Raw genomic sequence first — 26,014 nt, 5'->3', positions numbered from 1 at the left:
TTGACACAATGATGAAGGGTTGCCAATAAGTGTTTTGATGGGGCCTGTTAAGTGTCTTATAGTTGATCAATATTGCAGTAATATTACCCATTGCGGGCATAAGCATATAATTATTCGTTGAGTTTATCCCCCCTGAATTCCTATTCTAACAAGGCTTTTCAGCCTGTATACTCCATTCAATTTCCACACATAAGCATAGGTCGACTAGCGACCAAGGAATATTTATGACAAAGATAGCAGTTGCAGGTACCGGCTATGTAGGTCTTTCTAATGCGATGTTGCTCGCTCAAAACAACGAGGTGGTAGCGGTTGATATCATTAAAGAGAAAGTTGACCTGTTGAACAAGCAGCAATCGCCAATTGAAGATGCTGAAATCTCAGAATTCTTAGCTAACAAAGCCTTGAACTTCAGGGCGACACTGGATGCCGAAAGCGCATACAAAGACGCAGAATTCGTCATTATCGCTACGCCAACGGATTACGACCCACAAACTAACTACTTTAATACCGGCAGTGTAGAGGCCGTAATTAATCAGGTAGTAGCAATTAACCCAAATGCAGTAATGGTTATTAAATCTACAGTGCCGGTAGGCTACACCAAGGAAGCCCGTGAACGCTTAGACGTGCCGAACCTGATGTTCTCACCGGAGTTCCTACGTGAAGGTAAAGCGCTGTACGATAATCTTTATCCATCCCGTATTATCGTGGGTGAAATAAGCGAACGGGCTGAACGTTTTGCTCAGTTGCTGACTGAGGGGGCAATTAAAAAGGAAATTCCAACACTATTTGTTGATTCTACTGAAGCTGAAGCGGTTAAACTGTTTTCCAATACCTACCTGGCCATGCGTGTTGCCTATTTTAACGAGTTGGATTCCTACGCTGAATCTCACGGCTTGCAGGCACGACAGATTATTGAAGGCGTTGGGTTAGACCCCCGAATCGGCAATCATTACAATAACCCTAGTTTTGGCTACGGCGGCTATTGTTTGCCAAAAGATACCAAGCAATTGCTCGCGAACTTTCAGAATGTACCAAATAACATGGTGCGCGCTATTGTCGACGCCAATACTACCCGTAAAGATTTTATTGCTGACTCTATTATCAAGCGAAACCCAAGAGTTGTAGGTATATTTCGTTTAGTAATGAAGGCTGGTTCTGATAATTTTCGTGCATCTGCTATTCAGGGTGTTATGAAGAGAATAAAAGCCAAGGGTATTGAGGTAGTAGTCTACGAGCCAGTTCTAACCGAATCTGAATTCTTCAGGTCTAAAGTAATTAAGGACCTGGAGGAGTTTAAGCGCATCTCTGATGTTATCGTGGCTAACCGCCCATCAGAGGTGCTAGAAGACGTTATAGACAAAGTCTATACCCGTGATCTGTTCGGTAACGATTAATCAAATTTGTAAAGATTAGAAATGGAAAAGGGCATGATGGATGAATAAAAAATCCCCTTATGAGGTTAAGTGTACCGACCTGGCATCCGATGCCGTATGGCACCATTCAACCATAACCAATGAAATGCGTGCAGATCGTTTGAATCAGTGCCCCAAGTGCATATGGCTGACTGGCCTTTCTGGCTCAGGTAAGTCTACGATTGCGAATGCGCTAGATGCCGTCTTGTTTGAAAACAATGCGGCTACCTTTCTTCTTGATGGCGATAACATTCGTCACGGCCTAAATAAAGACCTGGGCATGAGCGAGAAAGATCGTGCAGAAAATATTCGCCGCATTGGTGAAGTAGCTAGGCTGATGGTAGATGCTGGCTTAATTGTCATCTGTGCATTTATTTCACCCTATCAGCGGGACAGGCAAATTGTCCGTTCAATGTTTAAGCATGGCCAGTTTGTTGAGGTTTTTCTGGATACTCCATTGAATGTCTGTGAATCTCGCGACCCTAAAGGCTTGTATAAAAAGGCACGTCAAGGCGTTATTAAAAATTTCACCGGTATCAGCGACCCGTACGAAGCCCCTGAAACTGCGGAAGTTGTAATCAATACTTCCAGCTCTAATATCGAAGACAGTGTAAAAGCTATATTAAAAGCTCTGAACTAAAGGAACCAAAAATGGCTCACCATTCCGACCTAATTGCAGAAAACATTGAAGAATATTTGCATCAGCATGAGCATAAAGATTTACTTCGTTTTATTACCTGCGGCAGTGTGGATGACGGTAAATCTACCCTGATTGGTCGCTTGCTGCACGATTCTAAAATGATCTTTGAAGATCAACTTGCTGCTATTACCAAAGAAAGCCAAAGCATCGGTAAAGCGGGTGAAGGTGAATTAGATTTAGCCTTGCTGGTAGATGGCCTCGCCTCAGAACGTGAGCAGGGCATTACCATTGACGTTGCTTACCGCTTTTTCAGTACTGAGCAGCGTAAGTTTATTATTGCCGATACTCCGGGGCATGAGCAGTACACCCGAAACATGGCAACGGGCGCATCTACGGCCCAGTTGGCTGTCATTCTGATTGATGCACGAAAAGGTGTGCTTACCCAAACCCGCCGTCATAGCTTTATTTGCTCTTTGCTAGGCATTAAAAACGTCATTATTGCCGTAAACAAAATGGATGCCGTTGATTACAAACAGGAAGTGTTCGAGAAGATTAAAGAAGACTATCTGGAGTTTTCCAAGCAACTGAATATCCCGGAAATTAAATTTATTCCGCTTTCAGCATTGAAGGGCGATAACGTCGTAAACAAGACTGAAAACCTGGCTTGGTATACCGGCCCAACGGTAATGGAATGGTTAAATTCTGTTGAAATTATCGATGCGGCAGAGTTTGAAGGTGCCCGTATACCGGTTCAAACGGTTATCCGCCCAGATCTTAACTTCCGTGGTTTTGCCGGCCCATTGCGCAATGGCCCATTAAAAATTGGTGACTCGCTGATTTCTTACCCGAGTGGCAAGTCCTCTAAGGTGAAGTCTATTCATGTAGCCGGTGAGCCTGCAGACCGAGCAGTGACTGGCCAGCCAGTTGTGGTTGCGCTGGAAGATGAAATTGACTGTTCACGCGGCGATATGCTGGCAAACGGAACATCACCGGTACTCGCAAAACGGGTAGATGTCGATTTAATCTGGATGAGTGAAAACCGCTTAACGCCAGGTAAAGAATATCTGATTAAGTGTGGTTCCTTAACAACACCGGGTCGTATTGAAAATATTGAGTTCCAGGTAGATGTAAACACTCTGGAGCATAACCGTGTAAATGTGTTGGGGCTCAACGAAATTGGCCGCTGCGTGCTGAACACGAACGATGCATTGATCTTTGATGCATACGATAAACTGCGCTCCACCGGCAACTTCATTGTGATTGACCGCCTTACAAATATTACAGTTGGTGCAGGTATGTTGCGCGGTAAATCTGCGGCCGAAATGCGTCATGGTGGTCGTGACTACAGCGAAGCGGAGCGTGCGCTAAACCACTATATTCGCGAGCACTTCCCGGAATGGTGCTGTAAAGAGATCTAGGCTAATAGTATGGTTTGGCAAGCATGGATGACATTGCTGGTGCTGATCTCAGTACTGGCATTTGCCTATAAAGATCACAATCGTGCCTGGCGCTATTTTATTGTTGGTGCTGTGTTGCTGTATTTAACTGGCGTGAACAGCGTTGAGGATTCCTTTCAGGGTATTCTCAACGAAGGTGTTTTAACACTCATTGTTATGTTGGTTATTTCAAAAAGCCTTTTTGAGGCCGGGCTAATTGATGGCCTGGTAAAAGCGCTTTTGCCCTCTAAGTGGCAGGGCGCGGTTGGGTTTTCTTTACGGGTTCTTATGCCGGTTGCGTTGATCAGCGGCGTACTCAACAACACGCCGGTTGTTGCGTTACTCATTCAGCCAATTCGCCAATGGGCCAGAAAAAACAACCTGGAAGCGCATCAGTTTTTACTGCCGTTAAGCTATGCCGCTATTGTGGGTGGAACTTTAACGTTAGTGGGAACATCAACAAACCTTGTTGTGCTGGGGTTGCTGCAATCGCATCAGGTAGAGCATGGTTTGTCGTTGTTTTCCCCTGCAATCGTTGGCTTTCCCATACTGGTTGTGACTATTGCTTACTTCGTATTCTTAATTAGGCAGTTAAAGCTCAAAAGTGGCAGTGAACCGCTACCGCAACATGGCAACTATTTGTTCCGCGCAACTCTGACTAATTCAGATTTTGTTGGTAAATCTCTTATAGATGCCGGTTTGCGTCAGTTGGAAAACGGCTACCTGTATCAGATTCAGCGAAAAAATGGTGATGTCATTGACGCTGCATCGCAGACTCTCATTTTAAAAGGTGATGAACTTCACTTCAGTGGTTCGCCACATTTAGGTAATGAACTGGCTCAGCTCAATATGAGTATCAATGAATTACCGAATCAGGCAGAGCTGAATTTCTATGAGGTGATTGTTCCTTCCAGTAGTGGTTTGGCGGGCAAAACACCAAAAGAAATTGATTTTCGAGAGTCTTATAACGCTTCAATCGTCAGTGTTGCGCATCAGGATAAAAGCATTTTAGGGCGGATTGGTGAGTGGAACATACAGCCTGGCGATATGATGGTGTTGTGTGCGGGGCCACATTGGTCAAACTCTAATGCGGCACGCGATTTCCAGTTGCTGAGCCAATCCCAGGTTAAGCAAACAAAAGCCGCCTTAGTTCAAGCTTGTTCAATTATAGGTCTGTTGGCTGCTATTTTTATTGGCGCTTTTACTTCGGTGGGTTTGTTAAAGGCAACATCAATTTACTTAATTATGTTGTTGTTACTAAACATTACGACACCAAAAAATGCAGTGCAGCAATTGCCTTATGATTTATTGCTGGTAATTATTGCATCATTAGCGATAGCAAAAGCGAGTGTAGATAGTGGCTTGGCTATGTCTGCTGTAGAGGTATTGCGACCGCTCATTAATGGGCCAATTACGTCTCTGGTTTCCATTTATATTGCAACCTGGCTGCTAACAGAGCTACTAACCAATAACGCTGCAGCCGCCATAATGTTGCCGTTCGCGTTGGCAATAGGTGATGTTTCTGGCTTAAGTGTAGATCAGGTAGCTTTAACAGTGATGATTGCGGCATCGAGCAGCTTTATATCGCCATTTGGGTATCAGACAAATCTAATGGTTATGGCACCGGGTAATTATACGCCCAGTGATTATTTTAAAAGCGGCTTGCCTTTGTTGTGCTTAACAGCAGCGGTAACTGTTTCAATCGTCTTTTTATTAGGCAGGTTTTAGAGTTTAGGAGTACTTATGGTTCCATTTGAAAAAGTAATCGAGCTGGCACGCAGTGCCGGTAATGCGATTATGGAAATCTACCAGCGAGATTTTGAAACCTATACCAAGGAGGATGCCAGCCCGCTGACTGAAGCCGACCTTGCATCGCACAAAACGATTGTAGCCGGCCTTCAGGAACTAACACCAGAGCTGCCTGTTTTGAGCGAAGAGGCAGCTGATATAAGCTGGCAAGAGCGTAGCCAATGGGCTGAATACTGGTTGATAGACCCGCTGGATGGCACCAAAGAATTCATCAAAAAGAACGGTGAGTTTACAGTGAATATCGCACTTATTAAAAATGGCGAACCTGTTTGGGGTGTTGTTTATGCACCTGTACTAAACTGGCTTTACCACGGCGGCACCTTAACCGGCAAGGCTGAAAAAGTGACGGCAGAAGGTGCCGAGAAAATTGCTGTGGCGAAAATACCGGAGCAGGGCGCTACATGGAAGGTGGTAGGCAGTCGTTCGCACCAGAGTGACGAGTTCAAAACGTTTGTTGCTAACATGCCCAATTGCGACATTGTTTCCATGGGTAGCTCTTTAAAACTCTGTTTGGTTGCTGAAGGCGCAGCTCATTTGTACCCGCGTTTGGGTTTAACAAGCGAGTGGGATACCGGCGCAGCAGATGCCGTTCTGCGCGGTGCAGGGGGCCAGTGTTTGCAGCATGAATCGCTATTGCCGTTAACCTATAACCAGAAAGAAAATATCTTGAACCCGTTTTTTATTTGTTGTGCAAAACCGGACAGTACCTGGGCAAGCTAACAGCCTTTGAATTTTAAAAGCGGCATGGCTAGCCTGCCGTTGTGTAACCTGAATACAAAGAGTGCATTTTGTATGCACCCGATTAGGAAGTGAAAATGACTCAATTATCTGAAGAACGTTTAACACACCTTAAGCAACTTGAAGCTGAAAGCATCCATATTATTCGTGAGGTTGCGGCCGAGTTTGAAAACCCGGTGATGCTTTATTCCATTGGTAAAGACAGCTCGGTAATGCTGCATCTGGCCAAAAAAGCGTTCTTGCCGGGCAAGCCGCCGTTCCCGCTGATGCATGTTGATACAACTTTCAAATTTAAAGAAATGATTGAATTCCGTAACCGCATGGCCAAAGAAGTGGGTATGGAATTGATTGTTCATATCAATCAGGAAGGTGTAGAAAACAACATCAACCCGTTTGATCACGGCAGCGCCAAATATACCGATATTATGAAAACCCAGAGCCTGAAAATGGCACTGGATAAATACCGTTTTGATGCTGCCTTTGGTGGTGCACGCCGCGATGAAGAAAAAAGCCGGGCAAAAGAGCGTATTTACAGCTTCCGTGATGAAAACCACCGCTGGGACCCAAAAAACCAGCGCCCGGAACTGTGGGATAACTACAACGGCAAGGTGAACCAAAACGAAAGTATTCGTGTGTTCCCGCTCAGCAACTGGACAGAGCTGGATATTTGGCAGTACATCCACCTGGAAAACATCCCAATGGTGCCGCTGTATCTGTCAGCACTGCGCCCGGTAGTCGAGCGCGATGGTAGCCTGATTATGGTCGATGACGATCGCCTGCCATTAAAAGAAGGTGAAGTGCCAGAAATGAAAATGGTACGCTTCCGTACCTTGGGCTGTTACCCACTAACCGGTGCTGTAGAAAGCGAAGCCACAACATTGCCAGAAGTGATTCAGGAAATGCTGCTGACGACGACCAGTGAGCGCCAGGGCCGCGTAATCGACCACGATTCCGCCGGTTCAATGGAAAAGAAAAAGCAGGAAGGCTACTTCTAGTAGATTCCCGCCTTCGCGGTGCTTCGACATTTCGGAAAGGCGACCGTGGTCTGATTTGCGCGCTTAATAGCGCGTCATCCCGAAATGTCGGACCACCGCGAAGGCGCACTACTGTCCGGAATAAATAAACGGGATTCTTTGAAAGGATTGCAGCGTCTGGTTTCAATGGGAAAATGCACTGGTATGACTCAGCAAACGTATTTACTCAAAGTAATAGAAATACCACAGTCGTCATTTCCGCGAAGGCGGAAATCCATTATTAAGGTGGCATGGAACGATGGATCCCCGCCTGCGCGGTAGCCCGACATCAACCCCAACCCACAACATCACCCCGGCACAACAACCTTCACTCGCGGCAACGCCTTTTTAATCAAACCAGCAAAAGTACGTTTAGCCTGTTCATCGCCATGAACCAGCCGTATTTCAGCAGGTTCTGGTTTAATGCCTTCAATAAATGCTAACAAATCAGCCTGATCCGCATGGGCCGAAAACCCACTGATCGACCAGGTTTGCGCATTTACTTCTATTTGCTGGTCATTAACCCGCACCGTATCACCCGGTTTGCTATTTTGTAGTTCGCTACCCAGCGTCCCCTTGGCTTGATAACCCACAAACAAAACTTCAGTTGTTTTCAGGGGCAGTAGTGCTTCCAGGTAGTTCATAATGCGCCCGCCCTGGCACATACCGCTGGCGGCAATAACAATGGCCGGTTGCTCGGTTTGCGCCAAACGCTTAACCAGTTTTTTATGTTCTGAGTGGCCTTCTACGGTGATTAGATTATCGAAAGCCAATGGCATTCGCCCGCTGTTCCTGCGGGTTATCAGCTCTTCTGGCCAATAGTTGGCCAGTGATCGGTATGCGGAAGTTAGCTCGCCTGCCAAGGGTGAATCTAAAATAACAGGCAGGGCTGTTGTGCTGTGCCAGCTAATTTTGCCGTTGTGCAGCAGGTTTTCTATGATGCTGAGTAATTCCTGCGTTCGGCCCAGTGAAAACGCCGGTATAAGCAATGTTCCATTATCTGAAAGCGCCCGGTTAATCAGTTTAGCCAGCAGCTGTTCGCGCTCTTTGCGCTGGGTGTGAAGCCTATCGCCATAGGTGGTTTCAATGATGAGTGTGTCAGCACGTTCAGGTGAGGCGGGCGGTTCTACAAATACGGCACCGGGCGAACCTAAATCGCCACTGAACACAGTGCGGTGGCCGTTTTCTTCAATTTCAATGTAAGCAGAGCCCAATATATGGCCGGCAGGCCGCAGCCTTAAACGGGTGCAACCTGTAGAAGTATTATCAGGCTTAAACCAAGTGTTGTAATCATAGCCAATAATTTGACGCTCTAACCGCGCCATAACGGAATTCATGAGTGTGTCGTTTCCGGGAATATGAAAAGACAGCGCATCGCGCAGAATGATGGGCAGCAGCTTTGCAGTAGGCTTTGTACAAATAATAGGCCCACGAAAGCCAGCAGCGATCAGCCAGGGAATGCGGCCAATATGGTCTATATGGCCGTGTGTTAACACAACGGCGTTCAGGCGGCTAACATCAAACGGAAAGTTGGCTAAATCAATCTGTGCTGCTTCGCTCCCTTGAAACAGGCCACAATCGATGAGCAGGTTGGTAGATTCCGATACATACTGGTGGCAGCTGCCGGTAACGCCACTCACAGCGCCATGATGAAGAATATTGATAGGTTCCAAGTGTTAAATCCTTTTAACATGATTGTGGTGCCAAATTACCATATATCGATGGCTTAATGGTGTTGGAATTTTGGTAATAGTTTCGGTTGTTTAACAAATAAGCAATCTATAGATTTTTTGGTTTGGGTGGTGCTTAACGGTAACGATATGACTAAAATGGTAGTCAAATGTATTCACTAACTGTGCAGAAACAATGTAGTATTCGCCATTTGTGGTTTTACATGAGTTTGTGATTGGCTAGTCCAAAAAATGCACGAAAGTGCTGCTATGGTAGTTCAATTTTTCCTGAAGCATATGCTCTCTTAACTACCGAGCTGCTTCTTAAAAGTGTAATTTTGGTAATGTCTTCTAAAGTATGAATTATTTTCAAAGCTTAACCCTTGCACAAACACTGGCCAGTATGAAGTTGAAGAGCGAGGCATCCAGGTTAGTGCTGAGTTATCTATGGTGGGTAATTGAACCCATGTTGTTTGTAGCCATGTTTTACTTCGTGTTCGAGGTGCTTCTGGGTTCAGGTAGGGGCGATTTCATTGTTTTCTTAATGGTCGGCAAAATTCCATTTTTGTGGTTTATAAAGACTATCAACTCTAGTGCCAATGCTCTAATCAGTGGCAAAGGTATTATGGGGCAGCGAGACTTTCCAAAACATATTTTCCCTTATGTAGTTGTAGAGGAAAACACCCAGAAACAAATGGTCGTGTTTTTGTTTATGGTTATAGCGCTCATTGCTAAGGGGTATGAGCCATCCTTTCACTGGCTGTATTTTCTATTGATTGTTGCGGTAAATTTCCTGCTTATGTTGCCATTAGCTATGCTTGCAGCACTGGTTGTTGTTTATGTACGTGATTTACGTATGGTCATTAGTTTGGCTACAACTTTTTTGATGTTTTCAAGTGGCTTGTTCTGGGATGTGCGCTCATTAGAAGCAGGGGCTCAGCATTTACTGCTCACCTATAACCCAATGGCGTTCTTGTTAGATGCCTACCGGCAGGTATTAATGTTCTCTGCCGTTCCGGATATAGCCCATTTGGGGTGGATTTTACTGGGTTCATTAGTTGCGTTGTTTTTTATGCATTTCTTGTATTCCGTTCAAAGCAAATTTATAGCGCGTAAGGTTTTGTCATGAATAGTCCAATATCCTCAGCCGCGCAAGATAATCTAAATGCCAGTGTTGCAGTGTTTGCTGAAAATTTAAGCGTAACATATGCAACGCGCACGAGTCTGCTGGGCAGGTTCAGGCACTCAGCACTAAAGGACATCAGCTTTTCAATTAATAAGGGTGAAACCTTTGGTGTGATGGGGCGTAATGGCTGTGGCAAGTCGACTCTATTGCGGATTTTGGCTGGAATATACAAGCACGATAAAGGCAAGTTACAGTTTGCCGGTATTAATAACAGATCCTTATTAGCTCTTGGGTTGGGTTTTGATGGTGAGCTTTCCGGCAGAGATAACGCCTTGGTAAGCCTTATGCTACAAGGCATTAAAAAGAAGGAAGCAAAAAAGCTTATACCTGAAATACAGGAGTTTTCTGAACTGGGGGATTTTTTTGATCAGCCAGTTAGAACATACAGCTCCGGCATGCGCTCGCGTTTAGGCTTTTCGGTAGGCGTTAAAGGTGAAACAGATCTTCTATTAATAGATGAAGTACTCAGTGTGGGTGATCAGCACTTTAAAAAGAAGGCAGAAGACGTACTACTGCAGCGCATAAATGGCGAGCAAACTGTGGTGTTCGTAAGTCACAGTGCTGGGCAAGTCAAAAAGCTTTGTAAGAGAGCGATTTGGATTGAGCAGGGTACAGTAGCGGCCTCTGGCAATACCCGGAGAGTCGCTAAAAAGTATCAGGATTTTATGGATTCGCTTTAGAGCAGTAGTGACCTACAGCGTTATTAATAATGAACAATTGGGTATGGGTATGGCAAAGAAACGCAAAGGCATAATATTAGCAGGTGGCTCTGGTAGCCGCCTGTACCCTATTACCAAGGGTATCAGCAAGCAGCTCACGCCTATTTACGATAAGCCAATGATCTACTACCCGTTAACCACTCTAATGCTCAGTGGTATACGCGATATTCTGGTTATTACCACCCCGCAAGATTTAGAAAGCTTTCAACGATTGCTGGATGATGGCAGCAGCTGGGGTGTAAACCTGGAATATGTCGTGCAGCCTAACCCGGATGGTTTGGCTCAGGCATTTATTCTGGGTGAAAAATTTCTGGATGGTCACCCCTCTACACTGGTTCTGGGCGACAACATTTACTACGGTCATGGTTTTTTTGATTTGCTGCAACATGCTGCTCAGCGTGATTCAGGGGCGACTGTGTTCGGCTATAGAGTCGATAACCCCGAAGCATATGGAGTGGCAGAGTTTGATGACAATAACAAAGTCATCAGCTTGGAAGAAAAACCTAAAGAACCTAAATCGAACTACGCAGTTACCGGTCTGTACTTCTATGATGAAAACGTGGTCGATTTAGCTAAAGAAATAAAGCCTTCACAGCGTGGAGAGCTGGAAATTACCGACCTTAACATGCTTTATTTAAAGCAGGGCTTGCTAAATGTAGAAATTATGGGGCGTGGGTTTACCTGGCTAGATACTGGCACGCACGATAACCTGCTGGCAGCCTCTCAATTTGTACAGGCGATAGAAAAACGCCAGGGTTTAAAAATTGGTAGCCCAGCTGAAGTGGCCTATCAAATGGGCTTTATTGGTGATGAGCAATTGGCGGTTATTGCCGAGGGCCTAAAAAAGACAGGCTATGGCAGGTATTTATTTGATGTACTAAATGATAAAACCCGAAAGTCTGGTGAACTGCTGAAAAGGGTTAAGTCTTAATGCAATTTATAGAAACACCCATTAAAGATGTAAAGCTGTTAGAACCTAAAGTATTTGGTGATGATCGCGGTTTTTTTATGGAAACATTCCGTGCGGATGAGTTCGCGAACGTTACAGGTGCAAAACCTTTTGTACAGGACAATCACTCAAAGTCTACCCAGGGGATTTTACGGGGTCTTCACTACCAAACAAAGAATACGCAAGGAAAGCTGGTGCGAGTTGTTCAGGGAGAAGTGTTCGATGTAGCCGTTGATATGCGCAAAGCTTCACCTACGTTCGGTAAGTGGGTAGGGTATTTTCTATCCGCAGAAAACAAACGTCAGCTATGGGTACCAGAAGGCTTTGCACATGGGTTTTATGTGACCAGTGAAACAGCCGAGTTTGTATATAAATGTACCGACTATTATGCGCCAGAATACGATGTTTCAGTAAAGTGGAACGATGCAGACCTGGCCATAGAATGGCCGCTTATAAATGGTAAAAACCCCATAGTTTCTGAAAAAGATAACTCAGGGTTGCCATTCCTTTCTGCACCAGCGTTTACCGAGACGGCTTCATGAAGGTTGTTGTTACCGGCAAAGGTGGTCAATTAGCCTGGGAGCTAAGCCAAACCAATCCAGCCTTTGTTGAGCTCTATTCTTTAGGGATTGAAGATCTGGATATAACCGATGCCCATGCAACGGCAGATACTATTCAACGTATTCAACCAGAAGTTGTTATTAATACAGCTGCCTATACTGCCGTAGATAAAGCTGAGGCAGATGTACAAAACGCCTACGCAGTAAACCGCGATGGAGCCCGCAATATAGCAGAGGCATGTAGGCAAACCGGAGCCCGTTTACTTCATGTTTCAACCGATTTTGTCTTTGATGGTACACAAACAATACCCTATACAGCAGAGAGTAAACCAAACCCGGTTAGCGTATATGGCGCCTCTAAGCTAGCGGGTGATATAGCAGTTGCAAAGCTGTTGCCTGAAAGCAGCCTTATTGTGCGTACTGCCTGGGTCTATTCGGCCAATGGCAACAATTTTGTAAAAACCATGTTGCGCTTAATGCGTGAAAAACCGGAGCTGGGAATAGTGTACGACCAGGTAGGCACGCCAACCTGGGCCAAAGGCCTGGCACAATGGTTATGGGCAATAGCTGTTAAGCCGGAACTAAATGGCCTATATAACTGGACAGATGCAGGTGTAGCTTCCTGGTACGATTTTGCAATTGCCATACAAGAGCTTGCAGTAGAAAAAGGCCTGTTAAGTAGTGCAATACCCATAAAGCCCATACCGGCCAGCGACTACCCAACACCCGCTAAGCGCCCGCATTATTCAGTGCTCGATAAAGCCCCTGCAGAATTGGCAAGCGGTTTGGCTACAATACACTGGCGTAAGCAGCTATCGTTTATGTTGGATGATGTAAAAAGAATTTCAGAAAGTAACAGTGCTAATGACTAACAAAACGCTTTTAGTAACAGGTGGTGCAGGGTTTATAGGCGTAAACTTTGTTCATTATTGGCTGGCCAACTACCCGAATGACAAGGTAGTGGTTTTAGATGCCCTAACCTACGCAGGTAATAAAGCCAGCCTGAACGATGTAATATCTAACCCTAAACTAACCTTCGTTCATGGCAATATATGCGATACCGCATTGGTAGAGCAGCTGCTGTGCGAGCACGGTATAAATACGCTGGTGCATTTCGCGGCAGAATCGCATGTCGACCGCTCTATAACAGGGCCAGATGCCTTTATAGAAACCAACATTCTGGGCACCTACAGCTTGCTTAAGGCAGCAAAAAAAGTATGGATAGATACCCCTAAAACAAATGCTCAACCGGCGGTTGATCATCGTTTTCACCATGTTTCTACCGATGAAGTATATGGTTCACTTGCACCCAGCGACCCGCCATTTAAAGAAACAAACCCCTATGAGCCAAACTCGCCGTATTCTGCAAGTAAGGCATCATCCGACCACCTGGTGCGCGCATACCACCATACCTATGGCTTGCAGGTAACAACATCTAATTGTTCTAACAATTACGGCCCTTATCACTTCCCGGAAAAGTTAATACCGCTGCTTATCACCAATATTCTTCACGATAAGCCATTGCCTGTTTATGGCGATGGCCAGCAGATTCGCGATTGGCTCTATGTTGAAGATCACGCCCGCGGCATAGACCTTGTATTAAACAAAGGGAAGGTGGGCGAAAACTATAACATTGGTGGCCACAACGAATGGGCGAACATAGATATAGTTCACCTTGTATGCAAGCTGATGAATAAAGCCTTTGCAGAAGACCATAGCCTTACAAAGAAATACCCGGCTGCACAGCTTGCCGCTAAAGGTAATGCAGAGCAGCTCATTACCTTTGTAACCGATAGGGCCGGGCACGACAGGCGTTATGCCATAGATGCAACTAAAACTAAGGCAGAGCTGGGTTACCAGCCAATGGAATCGTTTGAAACAGGTATTAATAAAACCCTTCAATGGTACCTGGCAAACGATGCATGGTGGAGCGCTATTTTAAATAGTGCCCATAATTAAAAAGCTGCGGAATAGAGAGCAATTAAGAATGAAACTAATAATCGCCTGTGGTTTAAACGGAAATCGTTTTATAAGCGCTTTTCGGTCACTCTTTACGGCTACCAAAGGCAACGTAGAGCTGGTTGATTCCTTTCAGTCACTGCAATCTCGCTTATCTGCTAAGGCCGGCGGTTCTGGTAGCGTAGGCGCAGATAGTACACTGGTTTATATTCAAGAAGATTGGCAGGCTGATTTGCCCGTTGCTGAACTTGCCAAAATAAACGAGCAACAGCCGCTTACATACGCACTTTTTTACTCTGCACCCGAGTATGGGGCATTATCAGCCGCAGCCAGCCTTGCTGACGAGGTTGATGCCTGGTTAGCCGCGAATAATCAGCTGTTCGAAACCTACATGGCAAATATGGGTTCAGCCTTTATGTTCAATAGCGAATCCCTTCTTAACCGCGGGAAGGAAGTATTGGCCGTTCTTGCCAACGAAATACCTAACCTTCAGGCAGAAGGTTCACAACATACAAATAGCACTGCGCTGCCCCTTACGGATGTAGCGGCCTGTTACGCCCGTACAGTAGAGCTGGAGTACTTCCCGGCAGCTCAGTTATTGCTGGAGCAATTGGAAAGCGCAAGCGCGATAGAAACAGACGTAGCGGAAGCACAACTGAAAGCAAGGGTGAAAAAGTGGCAGCAATTATTGCTAAACACAGCAAGTGAAAATACAGCTGCCAAAACTGCATTGGAGCAATCCGCTTCAGATCTACAAACACGAATAACAGAGCTTTCATCTGAAGGTGAGCTCAGCGCATTGCAGATAAATCAGCTGCAAGAAGAACTGGAGCAGGCCGGAAGTAAGCTGAAAAGCCAACAGAAACAGCTAAGTAGCGCTGAAGATGAGCTCGCACAGAAGGCTGCTGAATACAACGCAGTTAAAGCAGCGTTAGCTGAGCAGGCTGAGCGGAATAAAGATCTGACAAATGAGAGTGAGTTGAGCCTGTTGCAGATCAATCAGCTGCAGGAAGAGCTGGAACAGCAAGTTAGTAAGCTAATCAGCCTGGAGCAAGCAAGTAAACAAGCCCAAGAAAGCCTTGCTCAAAAAGAAGCTGAGAATGCCTCTATAAAGCAAGAAGCAAGTCAACTAAAAGGTGAGCACCAAAATTTAGCTGCCGAAAACGAGCTATTGCTCCTACAAATTAACCAGCTACAACAAGAGTTAGAAACCTCGGTATTAGAGGCTAGCAAGCAGAAAGATCATGCCGCGAAAGCAGACGAAGCTTCACAAAAAGCACTCAGCGAGCTTAACAAAGCCAATGCTGCGGCTGAAACCCTGCAAACCCAAGTGGCTGAGCTAACGGCTGAAAATGAACTGAGTATGCTGCAAATTAACCAATTACAGGAAGAGTTAGAGTTTTACTACGGCAAACTGCACGAACAGGGAACATGGCGCCAATTACCATTACGGTCAGCGCCTGCTGGCTTGCGCTTAAAAAACTCTGTTGCTTTGCTATCAAAGCTTAAGCACTAAGCTAGCTTGGGTAGCGCTTAACGATGCTAACGATTGTGCTATGCGACCCAGCCTTAAGAGAGCTGGGCGGTCATCACCCGGCAGCTCTACAGGCAATGTTGAGTACTCGCCTGGTAACCGGTGAAAAAGCCTGTTGCCATGTGTATGGCCATATGGACTGCCCGGATGAATATGTAGCAACGTTAAATGCCAGGCATTGCAAATTTTATAAACACTTTGGTACAGATTTTTATCAGTATTTCTATAAGCCGGCCGATATTGCCAGTACGCAACCTTACATCCGGTTGTTATCGGTAGAGTACACCGAAGTACTGCAGCGTTATAAAAGTTTTAATCAGCCTGTTCTATTTTGGTTTCATACGCTTAACTGGCAGCATGCTTACGCTCTGGCATTAGCGCTGGAAGGTTTCAAAAATACTGAATTGACTAAAGCCCCTATTGTTGTTGGCTTAATGTACAACCCTTATAACAGCCAAAATATAGTGGGTAGTAACGGTGCGAATGTGGCACTGAATTTTGAACTGGCATTTAAGTACTTAAACAAGTTTAAAAATGTACAGCTTTACGCCGCAGATGGTGAGCTAGCTGCAGTATATTCAAAAATACTGTCACAGCCGTTAGATGTTCACCCCTGCATTCTGCTCGGTAGTAAACCAGCACAGAAGCAGCCGAGTGCCGGTGAAAATAGGCGGGTTATATTGTTTAGCGGTGATGCCAAACTCGACAAAGGCTTTGGTGATCTACCAAAAATTGCTAAGAGCTTGGTGGTAAACCCGGCATTTAGCGATGTTGAATTTGTAGTGCAATATACAGTTACAAATAATTCGGCCGTACTGAGTGCTATTGATAGCCGGCTTAAACAATTGGCGGCAGAGCATTCGCGTTTAACGATAGTTGATCAATTTATGAGTCATGATGAGTTGCACAAGCTATTTAGTCGCTCACATGCAGTGCTGTTTAACTATGCCGAACATGCCTATAAGAACCAAAGCTCGGGCGTACTATGGCTAGCCGCTCAGCATAAACTTACGGTTATTAGTATGAGCAATGTATGGCTAAACCGAGAGGCGAAAAGGTTAGGGTTAAAACTGTATGAAGCCAATGAGCAAACTTTGCATGGCCAGTTATTGTTGGTGCTTCAGCAGGTAAACGCTGTTTTAAACAGCGAACCCAACGGTACCAACGGCTACAGTGAAGCGTTATTCCAGGATTTGGGTGATTGGCTTTTTACCAATTACCAGAAGCCAGCTAACAACCAGATGAACATTAACGTTTGTATTAAATAAGTGAACCGCCTATGAACAGTTTGAAAAATTTAAACATACCGCTGAATAATGTAGGCACTATTATTCACATAGGTGCTGGCCAATGTACCGAACTTGAAGGCTACCATCAACTGAATGCGAAGAGCATACACCTGGTGGAAGCTAACCCAAGTGTGGCTCAGCAGTTATCGCTTAAAACTAACGGTTCCGGCACAGTAAGCGTTGTGAACAAGGTTGTGGCTGAGCAAACCAAAAATGTAACCTTTTACAATTCTGTGCCACAGCAATTCAGCAGTATTGTAGAGCCGCTGGCATTTAAAAAGCTGTTTAAGAACCTAAAGGTTGAGCATGCTGAAGTAGAAGCCATAGGCATTAATGATTTACTGCAAAGTGTAAGCCTACAAGAAGGCAATCAAAACATACTTGTATTGCAACTGAACGGTGCAGAAAATTCCATATTGGCGGCTATAAATGCAGAGTGGTTAAATAAATTTACTGTAATAGTGGTACAGGCTGTTTCAATAAATGATGCCGAAATGCCCTCTGCGGAAGTACCTTTTAACGACATTCAGCCGTTAAAGGCTGCCTTTGCACTAGCGCATGAAGCTAAAGAAAGCTCCATCTTTACAAGCTATACCTTTGTGAAAGATACAAATAAGCTAGAGTTAAAAGCACTTCGAGAGAAAAACAAGGCATTACAGCTTAAGTGTGAAAGTTTTGCGGTTGAAAATAATGCGCTTAAAAAGGCAAGCGATGATGAGCAAGTTAAACTGCAAAAGATGATTAACCAGCTAGAGCTCGATAAATCTAATCTTAGCGCTCAGTTGCTGGAAATAACCAACAAAGCAGCTGCTTTTGAAATTGATAAGAAAAATGCTATAGCCAGGCAAACTCAGGCAGATAAAAACGCCAACCAAATAGCCAAGAACTTAGAAGCAGAAAAGGCTAAGTTTAATGGATTACTTGTATCGCAGAAGGATCAAATCGACTCTCTTAAAACAGAGCTGAGTAATTTAAAATTAGAACGCGATGCCGGTAAAACGTTAGTTGCCGAGCTTGAAAACCAAGTTCAAACTCTGAAATCAAGTGAAGAAGCTCTGAAAAAAATATCTAAGGAACTAAGCCAAAACCAGAATTGCTTGGATGCTGAAAGGTCTCAGTACAAGTCTAACGTTGCACGGTTAGAAAGTACCCTGGCAGAGCAAGAGCAAAAGCTGCTCGCTTCAAAGCAAGAGCAAAAGTCACTAGTAAACCAGATTAGTGACCTTCAATCGGTTTCCCAGAAAGAGACCGAAGAAAAATATACCTTCAAAGCGTTAGCTTCCGAACTTGAAAGTCAAATTCAAACACTGAAATCCAGTGAAGAAGCTCTGATAGAAGGAGCTAAGGAACTAAAGCAAAGCCTGGATAGTTTGAAAGCTGAAAACTCTCAGTACAAGTCTAGTGTTACACGCTTAGAAAATATCTTGGCAGAGAAAGAACAAAAATTGCTCGCTTCAGCGCAAGAGCAACAATCGCTGGAAAATAAGATTAATAAACTTCAATTATTTTCCCAGAAAGAATCTGAAGAAAAAAATACCTTAAAGGTGGAGCTGGTTGATGCCACGGAGCAGCTTCAGTCTGCGAGAGCTGAGGCCGTACAGGCTAATGAACGTTTAGCTGTAATTGAGCAATCCTTAAGTGCGAAAGAGGAGCTATTGGCTCACACTGAACAGGAGCTTAAACTAAAAACTGATAAAAATTCAGCGTTAAGCAATGAGCTTAGTAGCTTCCAAGAAAAGTACCAAATGCTTACGGAAGAGGCGGAAGTAATTACTGTAAAAATTGGAAAGCTTCAGCAGAACTTGAATTCATTAAGTGAAGAGAAGGTTAATTTAGAAAATTCACTAGAAGAAGTAACAAAGCAGCGTGATCAGGAGCATACTAGGTACCAAGAGCATAATAATTGGGCTCATTCATTGAAGGAACAATTAGAAGAGCTAAGAGCTAAGCTGGAAGAAAAAGATAGAGCGGTTAGCTTGGGTCAGAAGATGCTTGCTAAGTCTCAAATAGATTTGGACGAACTACGGAGCTTATATGCTGAGAAAGTTGAATCAGAAAGGGGTCTAGTAGATTTAGTAGCTGAGTTAAAGGAAAAGTTAACATTGGCTTCAAAGTATTACTTTCAGCTGCAAAAAGAGCACCCAGAACTTTTAGAAGCTAATAATACCCATGAAGGAAGTTGAGTGATGCCATCTAGTTTTGAGGAGTTTAAAAGGCTGCTTGATGAGTCTGTTGGCTTAATAGAGGCGTCTTCTGTTTCCTCATTAAAGCCAAATGAATCTGAGAATATTGGAGTCCCAGATAACATTGAAACTATAGTTGATACCAATTCCTTGTTGGTCCGGTGCGAGCAGGCCTGCCAGAAGCACTCATCCAGGAAGCCTACTATTAGAATTATACATCACTTGGCTTGCAGCGGTGGTACCCTGATATCTAAATGTATGTCGGCAATGCCAAACGTTTTCTTACTCAGTGAAGTTCATCCTTATAGTGATCTTGCATTGGGGCGTGAAAAGCCAAAATATTCACCCAGTGACATTGTTTCTTTGTCTAAATATGCATCTGTCCCTAATCAGAAGACGCTGGCAAAAAAAATATTCAAACAGAGTATTGACGCAGTATTCGAACATGTTCATGAGAGTGGCGGCCATCTTGTATTAAGAGATCATACTCATTCAGACTTCAACGTTTCAGAAAAGCTGCCGCAAAAGAGTGTGGTATCTCAGATTCTCTCCGAGTCGTATGACGTTAAATCTATACTCACAATTCGAAACCCAATAGATGCATATGCTTCATTAGTAAAAAATAACTGGGTTCATTTTTCACCAAAGAGTTTTGAGGAATATTGTCGCCGGTTTTTGGTGCTTGTTTCTCAGTTTTCAGATGATGAAATTTTCTTATATGAAGATTTCACTGCCAAGCCGCACAATGAAATGATGAAAATGACAGAAAAGCTTAACCTTCCTTATGATGAAAGCTTTGATATTCTTTACCCTATTTTTAGAGTAACAGGTGATAGTGGAAGGTCATCTAATATAATTGGTCCTCGTAGTCGTAGGCAATTAGATGAGGCTTACCAAAATGAGATAAAAATGTCTGAATCTTTTCCAAAGATATCAGCAAAATTTGGATTTAACTAGGAAGTAAGATATTTAGCATGAAGCCGCCTATTAATGTATTTTTTTCATATTACCAATGTAATGATGTTGCACGACAGCGAGAAATTGACGCTTGTTTAATTAAGAATGCAACAAATGAGAGTATAGATAAGTTATTTGTAATTATCGATGATGGGTGCGAGTGCGCTGTTGAAACCGATAATATTCAGGTGCTGTACATTAATTCACGTCTCACCTACCGAAGTTGGCTGGAACTAACGCAAGAAAAGTGTAGTAGTGGAATTAGTATATTGTGTAATTCCGATATCTATTTTGACGATACCTTACCTCTTATTCGCGAAGTGTTACAAGAGCCTAATGGCTTTCTTGCTCTATCTCGCTGGGAGTATTTGCAGGGTACTACCCAGATGCACCCAAACCCGCATTGGTCTCAAGATACATGGGCTGTTCGGGTTGAAGATGAAGTGCCAGCCAGTTTGCTTTCATTGCTGCATTTTCCCATGGGTGTACCCCGTTGCGACAATAAAATCGCTTATTTGTTCTCTATTTATGGCTGGAAGGTGTTTAACCCAGTAAAACACTTACGAAGCATTCATATGCATGAATCCCAAATGAGAACATACGATAAGAAGCTTGACGATCGCCTGTTAGGTGGGGTTGCCTATGTTTACCCTGGCGATAACCTAGAGGATGAGGCGAGTTTAGATTTTGATGTATGGACAAAGCGTAGTAATAAATTGAACAAGGTCGCAATTAATAAATCTATGGAGAAGTGGATAGGAGAAAGCATTAAAGAACAGCAAGAAAAAAACAAGTTTACGGAAAATGTGTCTGCTCAGTTTAAGTCTGTTAGTGCCGAATTAGCTTTGAATGCGTTTAAATCGGGTGACATGTTATACAAATTTAATGCTAACTTCACAGTGACTTCAAATGAAGGTGCTGTTTTATTTAGAAATGGCTATGAAAGAGGATTGGGAAACTCGTTACCAATAGATATTTATAGTAAGAATCCTCAGCTTGCCAATGTGCATGGGTTAATTCCAATAATAGTTGAATCTTATATTGACGAAGTGTCAGATAAGCCGAGAAGTGCGGATGACGTTAATTTTTGGCAGTACCCATGTGCGACAGAATTCCAAGCTTACAATAATCATAAGAGTATACGCGCAGGAGATCATATCGACTCTCAGGTTAAAGTAATTAATACATACCTTCCTCTGCCATGGGCGACTTATATAGATAAGAAAGTTTTCCCTGATAAATATCTTTCAAGGATTAAGTCGCTTCTCGCATATTATAATGCTATTGCTTCTGATAATGGCTTTGAATTAAGGGTTCATTCTGTTTGCCAGCATATTCACTGGGTGAGGATTTTAGAGGTTGCTCAAGAGCTTGGGGTAACTGATTTGCATCTTTCCCATAAGGACTCAAAGAGTGAGTTGAAGCAGCAAGAAGTTGGTACTGAGCTGCGTCTGCATGGCTGGATGCTTATAGCTGTAAATTATGTAACTCCTGAACGAAGCAAAGGTATGGAGCGAAAGCCTGTTGCTGAAAAGAAGCTTTTAGCTTCGTTTATTGGCGCTCATATGCCTCACTATTTAGATGATAGCCGTATTAGGTTGTTTGAAGCTGCTAAGGAATCTGGTCGAGATGATGTGTTTGTCGATTTAGGTAGTGAGTGGCACTTCAATAAAGTAGTGTATGAAGAGCAGGTGTTAAGTAGGAAGGTTGAGTCAGCATATTTGGATCAACATCAGGAAAGAACATATCGCTATAATTTGATTTTGAGTGATTCTAAGTTTTCATTATGCCCGATTGGTGCGGGCCCTAATACTTTACGCTTTTGGGAGTCTATCGCTGTTGGTTCTATTCCAGTGGTTTTCTTAGGTGATTTGTCTGTTTTTTCGGAAAATAATCTGGGTCGAGAGTTACTGAATCAAAGTGTCTTATGGACTGGTGAAATTGACTCTGCTTTATTTGAGCATTTAGGGCGAATGACTCAAGATGAAATTGAGTGTCGTAGTGCATCTTTAGTTGAGTTATTCAAAACCATGGATAATCTCATTTCATGGGAGAGCTAATGAAATTGCTTTGTTACGGTGCTAGTGTTACAGCACAAAAAGATAAGGGCGGTTATTTTTATCACTTAGAAAGGCTGTATGCCCCGTGTGAGGAAGTAGAAATTGAAAGACTTTCATATGGAGCAAGTCACTTCGATTATGCAGGATACGCATATGCCGAATGTCTAGTTAAGGCAAAGCCTGACGTTTGTATTGTTGATTGGTTGACTCCCAGCATGAAAGTTTTTAGTGAGGAGAAGATAAAGCGTTTTAATTTGCATTTGCTAAAAAATGGCGTTTTTCCAGTTTGGGTCCATTTTCCAAGGGCGGATGATTTAAAGGGTCAGAGAGAGTGCTATAAGCAGGTTGTTGATTGTTGCAATTTACTAGCTATCCCTTTTATAGATATGTGTGAACACCTTCGCGATATAGTTGTTGAACCAAGTAAGTATCTTAGAGATGTAGTGCATACAAACTCATTTGGCGCTAGAGAGTATGCGAAAGTGTTATACCATCGTCTAAATGAATTAGATTTTGATAGTTTAGATTGTTGGGCTTATGCTGAATCGGAAAATTACCCAAGGTTGCCAAAAGTAATAAGCGTGGATGATTATGTTTCTTTAGACCATTCATTCTCTTTTTCTTTCGAGGTCTTAAGTGAAAGAGCTCTTGAGGTTTTGGCTCTTTCTTCTATCGGGCCAAGTATGTGTAACCTTAAGGTGCAGTTAGTTAAGGAAGGAAAGAGTTTGGCGGAGTTAGATGTAAGACCTGCTGATCCTTGGTGTTACTATTCTAGGGTTATGGTACTGCCCCCATGGAAGTTTCAAGTGTCTAGCGGCCAATATACTTTAGTGGTTTCATATTTGGATGGTGACCCACTTGAAGGTATCCAGCTTAGAGGGGATGTAGGTGAAGGGGCTGTGTTGAATGCTGCAGATAGAGCAATGTATATCGAACAGATATCGATAAATGCAGATCGTTTTTTTGTGTTAACTTAAGTTTCTTTAAGGAGTCTGATATGGCCTTTGCGTATGAGCCAAGTTATGTTTGGCCAAACCCTGCATTCCCTTTTCGAGTGTACTACTCCAGTGATAATTTGAGGATATTTATTATTGAAAATATCCAGCATAATTGGGAATGGCTAAGTAGTTATTATAATAAGTTTAAAGATACAGACTACTTCTTTGTCTATTGTGGCTGGTATCATAGCGAGTGGTTTGCTAAGGAGGCGGTTAAGATATTTGATGTTTTAGGTCTTAATCGAGAAAATTTCTTTTTTATGTTTAATGAAGAGTCTGAGAAGAAAAATTTTGAGAAAGAGGGATTTAATGGTCAGGTTATTAATCAAAATGCTTGGCTTGATGAAAACTTAGTTATGAAGCCTATTGATAACGTTCAGAAAATTTACGACGCAATTTATGTCGGTCGATTTAGTAATTTTAAACGCCACTATCTGGCAGGTAAGGTTAGAAATTTGGCCTTGGTCGCAGGGAATAATCATGGCAATGCAATTATAGAAAATATTCCAAATTATTCTTACCTAAATCAAGCGCCTTTAGCTCCAGAAGAAGTCTGTATGAAAATCAATGAATCTCATTGTGGTTTGATACTGTCTGAAGAAGAGGGGGCCTGCTTTGCGTCTAGCGAATATTTATTGTGTGGAATTCCTGTGGTTTCGACAAAAGAAAGAGGTGGTAGATCAGTTTGGTATGATTCCTATAATTCGATTGTATGTGAGCCGGTGGAGAGTCAAGTGGCTGAGGCTGTTGAGTTCTTTGTGAATAATCCTAGGTGTCCTACAAGAATTAGGAAGGCTTACATTTCTAAAGCTAGAATATTTAGACAACGTTTTATATTGAAGTTGGCAGAATTATTCGAAAAGCATGGGGATTATGAGTTGGATGCTGATCAGTATTTTAAGGACAATTTTATTCATAAGCTCAGAAGATCTCAACGGCCAGATTTTGAGTCTATCTTTTGTTGATTTTAATTATTTATATGCCTTAAGTAATAGGTTGATTAAGGTTTAAATTTTAATTTATAGGTAATGCAATGCGTGGATTGGTTTTTCTTCATATTCCCAAATGCGGTGGTAGTACGATACGGGATAAAATTATTAATAATTATAAGGGTAGTGGGAGAGTGATAAAACTGTATAACGATAATCCAGAAAAAGACTATTATACAGTTGAAACATTTAAAGATAATTTTCGTGATGGGATTCCAAATGATGTGTCGGCAATTATTGGGCATATATCATATGATGAATTGGCGGTAGTTATTGATATAAATGAATGGAATGCCTTCAGTGTTGTAAGAGATCCTTTAGATCGGGCGATTTCAAACCTGAATTATATGAGGATTAACCCTAATCATAGGGGCTATAGCATGGCTGCTAGAGTAACAAAGAGCAGTTTGTTTGAGTATTTAAGGGGCACTTCCAAAATGTTTCAATATGAATTCTTAGGGAGGGGGGCGGAGAATGTAAAGCTTTACAAGCTTGAAAATTATAAAAAAGCATTATTTGATTTAGAAATTATCTCGTCGTTAAATGAAGATGTTGAAATTAAAAATATTACAGAAGTGAAGAAAATAAAAAATGGGAGTGATTTAGAGTTGCTTTCATTAGGTGATATGAGTAGTGATGAAGTTCAGGAGCTTAAGCTATTGTATAGTGTGGATTATGATTTATATGAAAGTGCTTTATAAACAATAGCTGATTTCTATTTTATTGTTATTTGATATAGGTTTTGTTTTATGAAAAAGGCTCTTATTACTGGTGTGACAGGTCAAGATGGCTCCTACTTAGCAGAGTTTCTGTTAGTAAAAGGTTATGAAGTCCATGGTATTAAACGACGAGCATCTTCGTTCAATACTGAGCGTGTTGACCATATATACCAAGACCCTCATGCAGATAAGCCCAATTTCTTTCTGCACTATGGTGACCTAACAGATACTTCTAATTTAACTCGCATCTTAAAAGAAGTTGACCCTGATGAGGTTTATAACTTAGGCGCTCAGTCCCATGTGGCTGTTTCCTTCGAAGCGCCAGAATACACCGCTGATGTCGACGCAATTGGTACGCTTCGCCTTCTTGAAGCTATTCGCTTTTTAGGTTTAGAAAAGAAAACGCGCTTCTACCAGGCCTCTACATCAGAGCTGTATGGATTAGTCCAGGAGATTCCTCAAAAAGAATCAACACCATTCTACCCGCGCTCCCCCTATGCTGTTGCAAAAATGTACGCATATTGGATAACTGTTAATTACCGTGAATCTTACGGTATGTATGCCTGTAATGGCGTACTGTTTAACCACGAATCCCCTCGCCGTGGAGAAACGTTTGTAACCCGTAAAATCACCCGCGGAATTTCCAATATCGCTCAAGGGTTAGAGCAATGTTTGTACTTGGGTAATATGGATGCTCTGCGCGATTGGGGCCATGCAAAAGATTACGTGCGTATGCAATGGATGATGCTTCAACAAGAGCAAGCAGAAGATTTCGTTATTGCAACCGGCAAACAGATTTCAGTACGTGAGTTTGTGCGTATGTCTGCGAAAGAAGCAGGCATTGAGCTGGAGTTTTCTGGTGAAGGTGTAGATGAGGTTGCAACGGTTGTTTCTGTAACGGGTGATAATGCCCCGGGTGTTAAAGTTGGTGATGTTATTGTTCGTGTAGACCCACGTTACTTCCGTCCTGCAGAAGTCGAAACGCTTCTGGGCGACCCAACTAAAGCAAAAGAAAAGCTTGGCTGGGTACCAGAGATTACCGTTGAAGAGATGTGTGCCGAGATGGTTGCAAATGATTTGGATAAGGCAAAGCAACATGCATTGCTTAAAGCCTATGGTCATAAAGTTACCGTAGCTAAAGAGTAGTTAGGTTGTTTGTATAGGAAGTTATTTACCAATACCTATAACCTGCTA

General features: G+C 43.0%; 22 protein-coding genes. 21 read left to right on the top strand and 1 reads right to left on the bottom strand.

The genetic code is table 11. The features are described 5' to 3' along the window. The first annotated feature begins 224 nt into the window (after positions 1-224). From BCF53_RS06460 to cysD, 6 genes are all read left to right on the top strand, one after another. Positions 225-1,394 (top strand): nucleotide sugar dehydrogenase, encoded by a 1,170-nt coding sequence (locus BCF53_RS06460; protein WP_132700716.1) that lies wholly within the window; start codon positions 225-227, stop codon positions 1,392-1,394. 40 nt (positions 1,395-1,434) lie between these two features. Then, a complete protein-coding gene (cysC, locus tag BCF53_RS06455) occupies positions 1,435-2,052 on the top strand; it encodes an adenylyl-sulfate kinase (protein WP_132700714.1) in 618 nt (205 codons plus the stop codon). 11 nt (positions 2,053-2,063) lie between these two features. Next, a complete protein-coding gene (gene cysN / locus BCF53_RS06450) occupies positions 2,064-3,470 on the top strand; it encodes a sulfate adenylyltransferase subunit CysN (protein WP_132700713.1) in 1,407 nt (468 codons plus the stop codon). Between the two features lie 9 nt (positions 3,471-3,479). Further along, positions 3,480-5,216 carry an SLC13 family permease gene (locus BCF53_RS06445; RefSeq protein ID WP_132700712.1) on the top strand — a complete coding sequence of 579 codons (1,737 nt, stop codon included), beginning with the start codon at positions 3,480-3,482 and terminating at the stop codon, positions 5,214-5,216. 15 nt (positions 5,217-5,231) lie between these two features. Beyond that, positions 5,232-6,017: a 3'(2'),5'-bisphosphate nucleotidase CysQ gene (gene cysQ, locus BCF53_RS06440; protein ID WP_132700711.1), complete on the top strand. Its 786-nt coding sequence runs from the start codon at positions 5,232-5,234 to the stop codon at positions 6,015-6,017. Positions 6,018-6,112: 95 nt separating this feature from the next. Then, the gene (gene cysD / locus BCF53_RS06435) at positions 6,113-7,030 is read left to right on the top strand and encodes a sulfate adenylyltransferase subunit CysD (RefSeq protein WP_132700709.1); all 918 of its coding nucleotides are present in this window, start codon (positions 6,113-6,115) and stop codon (positions 7,028-7,030) included. Between the two features lie 326 nt (positions 7,031-7,356). Here cysD and BCF53_RS06430 read toward each other — a convergent pair whose 3' ends face one another. Then, the gene (locus BCF53_RS06430; RefSeq protein ID WP_207902666.1) at positions 7,357-8,721 is read right to left on the bottom strand and encodes an MBL fold metallo-hydrolase RNA specificity domain-containing protein; all 1,365 of its coding nucleotides are present in this window, start codon (positions 8,719-8,721) and stop codon (positions 7,357-7,359) included. Positions 8,722-9,076: 355 nt separating this feature from the next. Between BCF53_RS06430 and BCF53_RS06425 the strand changes: the two genes are divergently transcribed. The 15 genes from BCF53_RS06425 to gmd all read left to right on the top strand — a co-directional run bounded on the left by BCF53_RS06425 (position 9,077) and on the right by gmd (position 25,966). Then, entirely contained in the window at positions 9,077-9,847 is a 771-nt protein-coding gene (locus BCF53_RS06425) for an ABC transporter permease (protein ID WP_132700708.1), read from the top strand. Then, positions 9,844-10,584, top strand: a complete 741-nt coding sequence (locus BCF53_RS06420) for an ABC transporter ATP-binding protein (RefSeq protein WP_132700707.1) — start codon at positions 9,844-9,846, stop codon at positions 10,582-10,584. The genes BCF53_RS06425 and BCF53_RS06420 overlap by 4 nt, the downstream gene beginning before the upstream one ends. 49 nt (positions 10,585-10,633) lie before the next feature. Beyond that, entirely contained in the window at positions 10,634-11,554 is a 921-nt protein-coding gene (gene rfbA / locus BCF53_RS06415) for a glucose-1-phosphate thymidylyltransferase RfbA (RefSeq protein ID WP_132700938.1), read from the top strand. Then, positions 11,554-12,114 (top strand): dTDP-4-dehydrorhamnose 3,5-epimerase, encoded by a 561-nt coding sequence (gene rfbC, locus BCF53_RS06410; protein WP_132700706.1) that lies wholly within the window; start codon positions 11,554-11,556, stop codon positions 12,112-12,114. The genes rfbA and rfbC overlap by 1 nt, the downstream gene beginning before the upstream one ends. Further along, positions 12,111-13,004 (top strand): dTDP-4-dehydrorhamnose reductase, encoded by an 894-nt coding sequence (gene rfbD / locus BCF53_RS06405; protein ID WP_132700705.1) that lies wholly within the window; start codon positions 12,111-12,113, stop codon positions 13,002-13,004. The genes rfbC and rfbD overlap by 4 nt, the downstream gene beginning before the upstream one ends. After that, positions 12,997-14,091, top strand: coding sequence for a dTDP-glucose 4,6-dehydratase (rfbB, locus tag BCF53_RS06400; protein ID WP_132700704.1), 1,095 nt, complete (start codon positions 12,997-12,999; stop codon positions 14,089-14,091). Before rfbD ends, rfbB begins: the two co-directional genes overlap by 8 nt. A 28-nt stretch (positions 14,092-14,119) precedes the next feature. Then, the gene (locus BCF53_RS06395; protein ID WP_132700702.1) at positions 14,120-15,607 is read left to right on the top strand and encodes a coiled-coil domain-containing protein; all 1,488 of its coding nucleotides are present in this window, start codon (positions 14,120-14,122) and stop codon (positions 15,605-15,607) included. A 152-nt stretch (positions 15,608-15,759) separates the two neighbouring features. Beyond that, positions 15,760-16,893: a hypothetical protein gene (locus BCF53_RS06390; RefSeq protein WP_132700700.1), complete on the top strand. Its 1,134-nt coding sequence runs from the start codon at positions 15,760-15,762 to the stop codon at positions 16,891-16,893. Between the two features lie 11 nt (positions 16,894-16,904). Next, a complete protein-coding gene (locus BCF53_RS06385) occupies positions 16,905-19,097 on the top strand; it encodes a coiled-coil domain-containing protein (RefSeq protein ID WP_132700699.1) in 2,193 nt (730 codons plus the stop codon). Further along, a complete protein-coding gene (locus BCF53_RS06380; RefSeq protein WP_132700697.1) occupies positions 19,098-20,054 on the top strand; it encodes a sulfotransferase family protein in 957 nt (318 codons plus the stop codon). A 17-nt stretch (positions 20,055-20,071) separates the two neighbouring features. Beyond that, positions 20,072-22,114 (top strand): glycosyltransferase family 47 protein, encoded by a 2,043-nt coding sequence (locus BCF53_RS06375; RefSeq protein WP_132700695.1) that lies wholly within the window; start codon positions 20,072-20,074, stop codon positions 22,112-22,114. After that, entirely contained in the window at positions 22,114-23,091 is a 978-nt protein-coding gene (locus BCF53_RS06370) for a hypothetical protein (protein WP_132700693.1), read from the top strand. Before BCF53_RS06375 ends, BCF53_RS06370 begins: the two co-directional genes overlap by 1 nt. 20 nt (positions 23,092-23,111) lie before the next feature. Then, the gene (locus BCF53_RS06365) at positions 23,112-24,077 is read left to right on the top strand and encodes a glycosyltransferase (RefSeq protein WP_132700692.1); all 966 of its coding nucleotides are present in this window, start codon (positions 23,112-23,114) and stop codon (positions 24,075-24,077) included. 68 nt (positions 24,078-24,145) lie between these two features. Continuing rightward, positions 24,146-24,802, top strand: coding sequence for a sulfotransferase family protein (locus BCF53_RS06360; protein WP_132700690.1), 657 nt, complete (start codon positions 24,146-24,148; stop codon positions 24,800-24,802). 48 nt (positions 24,803-24,850) lie between these two features. Next, positions 24,851-25,966: a GDP-mannose 4,6-dehydratase gene (gmd, locus tag BCF53_RS06355; protein ID WP_132700688.1), complete on the top strand. Its 1,116-nt coding sequence runs from the start codon at positions 24,851-24,853 to the stop codon at positions 25,964-25,966. Positions 25,967-26,014: the final 48 nt, after the last annotated feature.

This window comes from Reinekea marinisedimentorum, from assembly GCF_004341165.1.
GTDB classification, from domain to species: Bacteria; Pseudomonadota; Gammaproteobacteria; order Pseudomonadales; family Natronospirillaceae; genus Reinekea; species Reinekea marinisedimentorum.
Note: the sequence above shows the minus strand (reverse complement) of the source record. Positions and strands in the feature narration are given on the sequence as shown.

What these genes read in the sequence shown, in the direction of transcription:
- BCF53_RS06460 (WP_132700716.1), top strand. Translation starts at nt 225, where the DNA reads ATGACAAAGATAGCAGTTGCAGGTACCGGCTATGTAGGTCTTTCTAAT.
- cysC (WP_132700714.1), top strand. Translation starts at nt 1,435, where the DNA reads ATGAATAAAAAATCCCCTTATGAGGTTAAGTGTACCGACCTGGCATCC.
- cysN (WP_132700713.1), top strand. Translation starts at nt 2,064, where the DNA reads ATGGCTCACCATTCCGACCTAATTGCAGAAAACATTGAAGAATATTTG.
- BCF53_RS06445 (WP_132700712.1), top strand. Translation starts at nt 3,480, where the DNA reads ATGGTTTGGCAAGCATGGATGACATTGCTGGTGCTGATCTCAGTACTG.
- cysQ (WP_132700711.1), top strand. Translation starts at nt 5,232, where the DNA reads ATGGTTCCATTTGAAAAAGTAATCGAGCTGGCACGCAGTGCCGGTAAT.
- cysD (WP_132700709.1), top strand. Translation starts at nt 6,113, where the DNA reads ATGACTCAATTATCTGAAGAACGTTTAACACACCTTAAGCAACTTGAA.
- BCF53_RS06425 (WP_132700708.1), top strand. Translation starts at nt 9,077, where the DNA reads ATGAATTATTTTCAAAGCTTAACCCTTGCACAAACACTGGCCAGTATG.
- BCF53_RS06420 (WP_132700707.1), top strand. Translation starts at nt 9,844, where the DNA reads ATGAATAGTCCAATATCCTCAGCCGCGCAAGATAATCTAAATGCCAGT.
- rfbA (WP_132700938.1), top strand. Translation starts at nt 10,634, where the DNA reads ATGGCAAAGAAACGCAAAGGCATAATATTAGCAGGTGGCTCTGGTAGC.
- rfbC (WP_132700706.1), top strand. Translation starts at nt 11,554, where the DNA reads ATGCAATTTATAGAAACACCCATTAAAGATGTAAAGCTGTTAGAACCT.
- rfbD (WP_132700705.1), top strand. Translation starts at nt 12,111, where the DNA reads ATGAAGGTTGTTGTTACCGGCAAAGGTGGTCAATTAGCCTGGGAGCTA.
- rfbB (WP_132700704.1), top strand. Translation starts at nt 12,997, where the DNA reads ATGACTAACAAAACGCTTTTAGTAACAGGTGGTGCAGGGTTTATAGGC.
- BCF53_RS06395 (WP_132700702.1), top strand. Translation starts at nt 14,120, where the DNA reads ATGAAACTAATAATCGCCTGTGGTTTAAACGGAAATCGTTTTATAAGC.
- BCF53_RS06390 (WP_132700700.1), top strand. Translation starts at nt 15,760, where the DNA reads ATGGACTGCCCGGATGAATATGTAGCAACGTTAAATGCCAGGCATTGC.
- BCF53_RS06385 (WP_132700699.1), top strand. Translation starts at nt 16,905, where the DNA reads ATGAACAGTTTGAAAAATTTAAACATACCGCTGAATAATGTAGGCACT.
- BCF53_RS06375 (WP_132700695.1), top strand. Translation starts at nt 20,072, where the DNA reads ATGAAGCCGCCTATTAATGTATTTTTTTCATATTACCAATGTAATGAT.
- BCF53_RS06370 (WP_132700693.1), top strand. Translation starts at nt 22,114, where the DNA reads ATGAAATTGCTTTGTTACGGTGCTAGTGTTACAGCACAAAAAGATAAG.
- BCF53_RS06365 (WP_132700692.1), top strand. Translation starts at nt 23,112, where the DNA reads ATGGCCTTTGCGTATGAGCCAAGTTATGTTTGGCCAAACCCTGCATTC.
- BCF53_RS06360 (WP_132700690.1), top strand. Translation starts at nt 24,146, where the DNA reads ATGCGTGGATTGGTTTTTCTTCATATTCCCAAATGCGGTGGTAGTACG.
- gmd (WP_132700688.1), top strand. Translation starts at nt 24,851, where the DNA reads ATGAAAAAGGCTCTTATTACTGGTGTGACAGGTCAAGATGGCTCCTAC.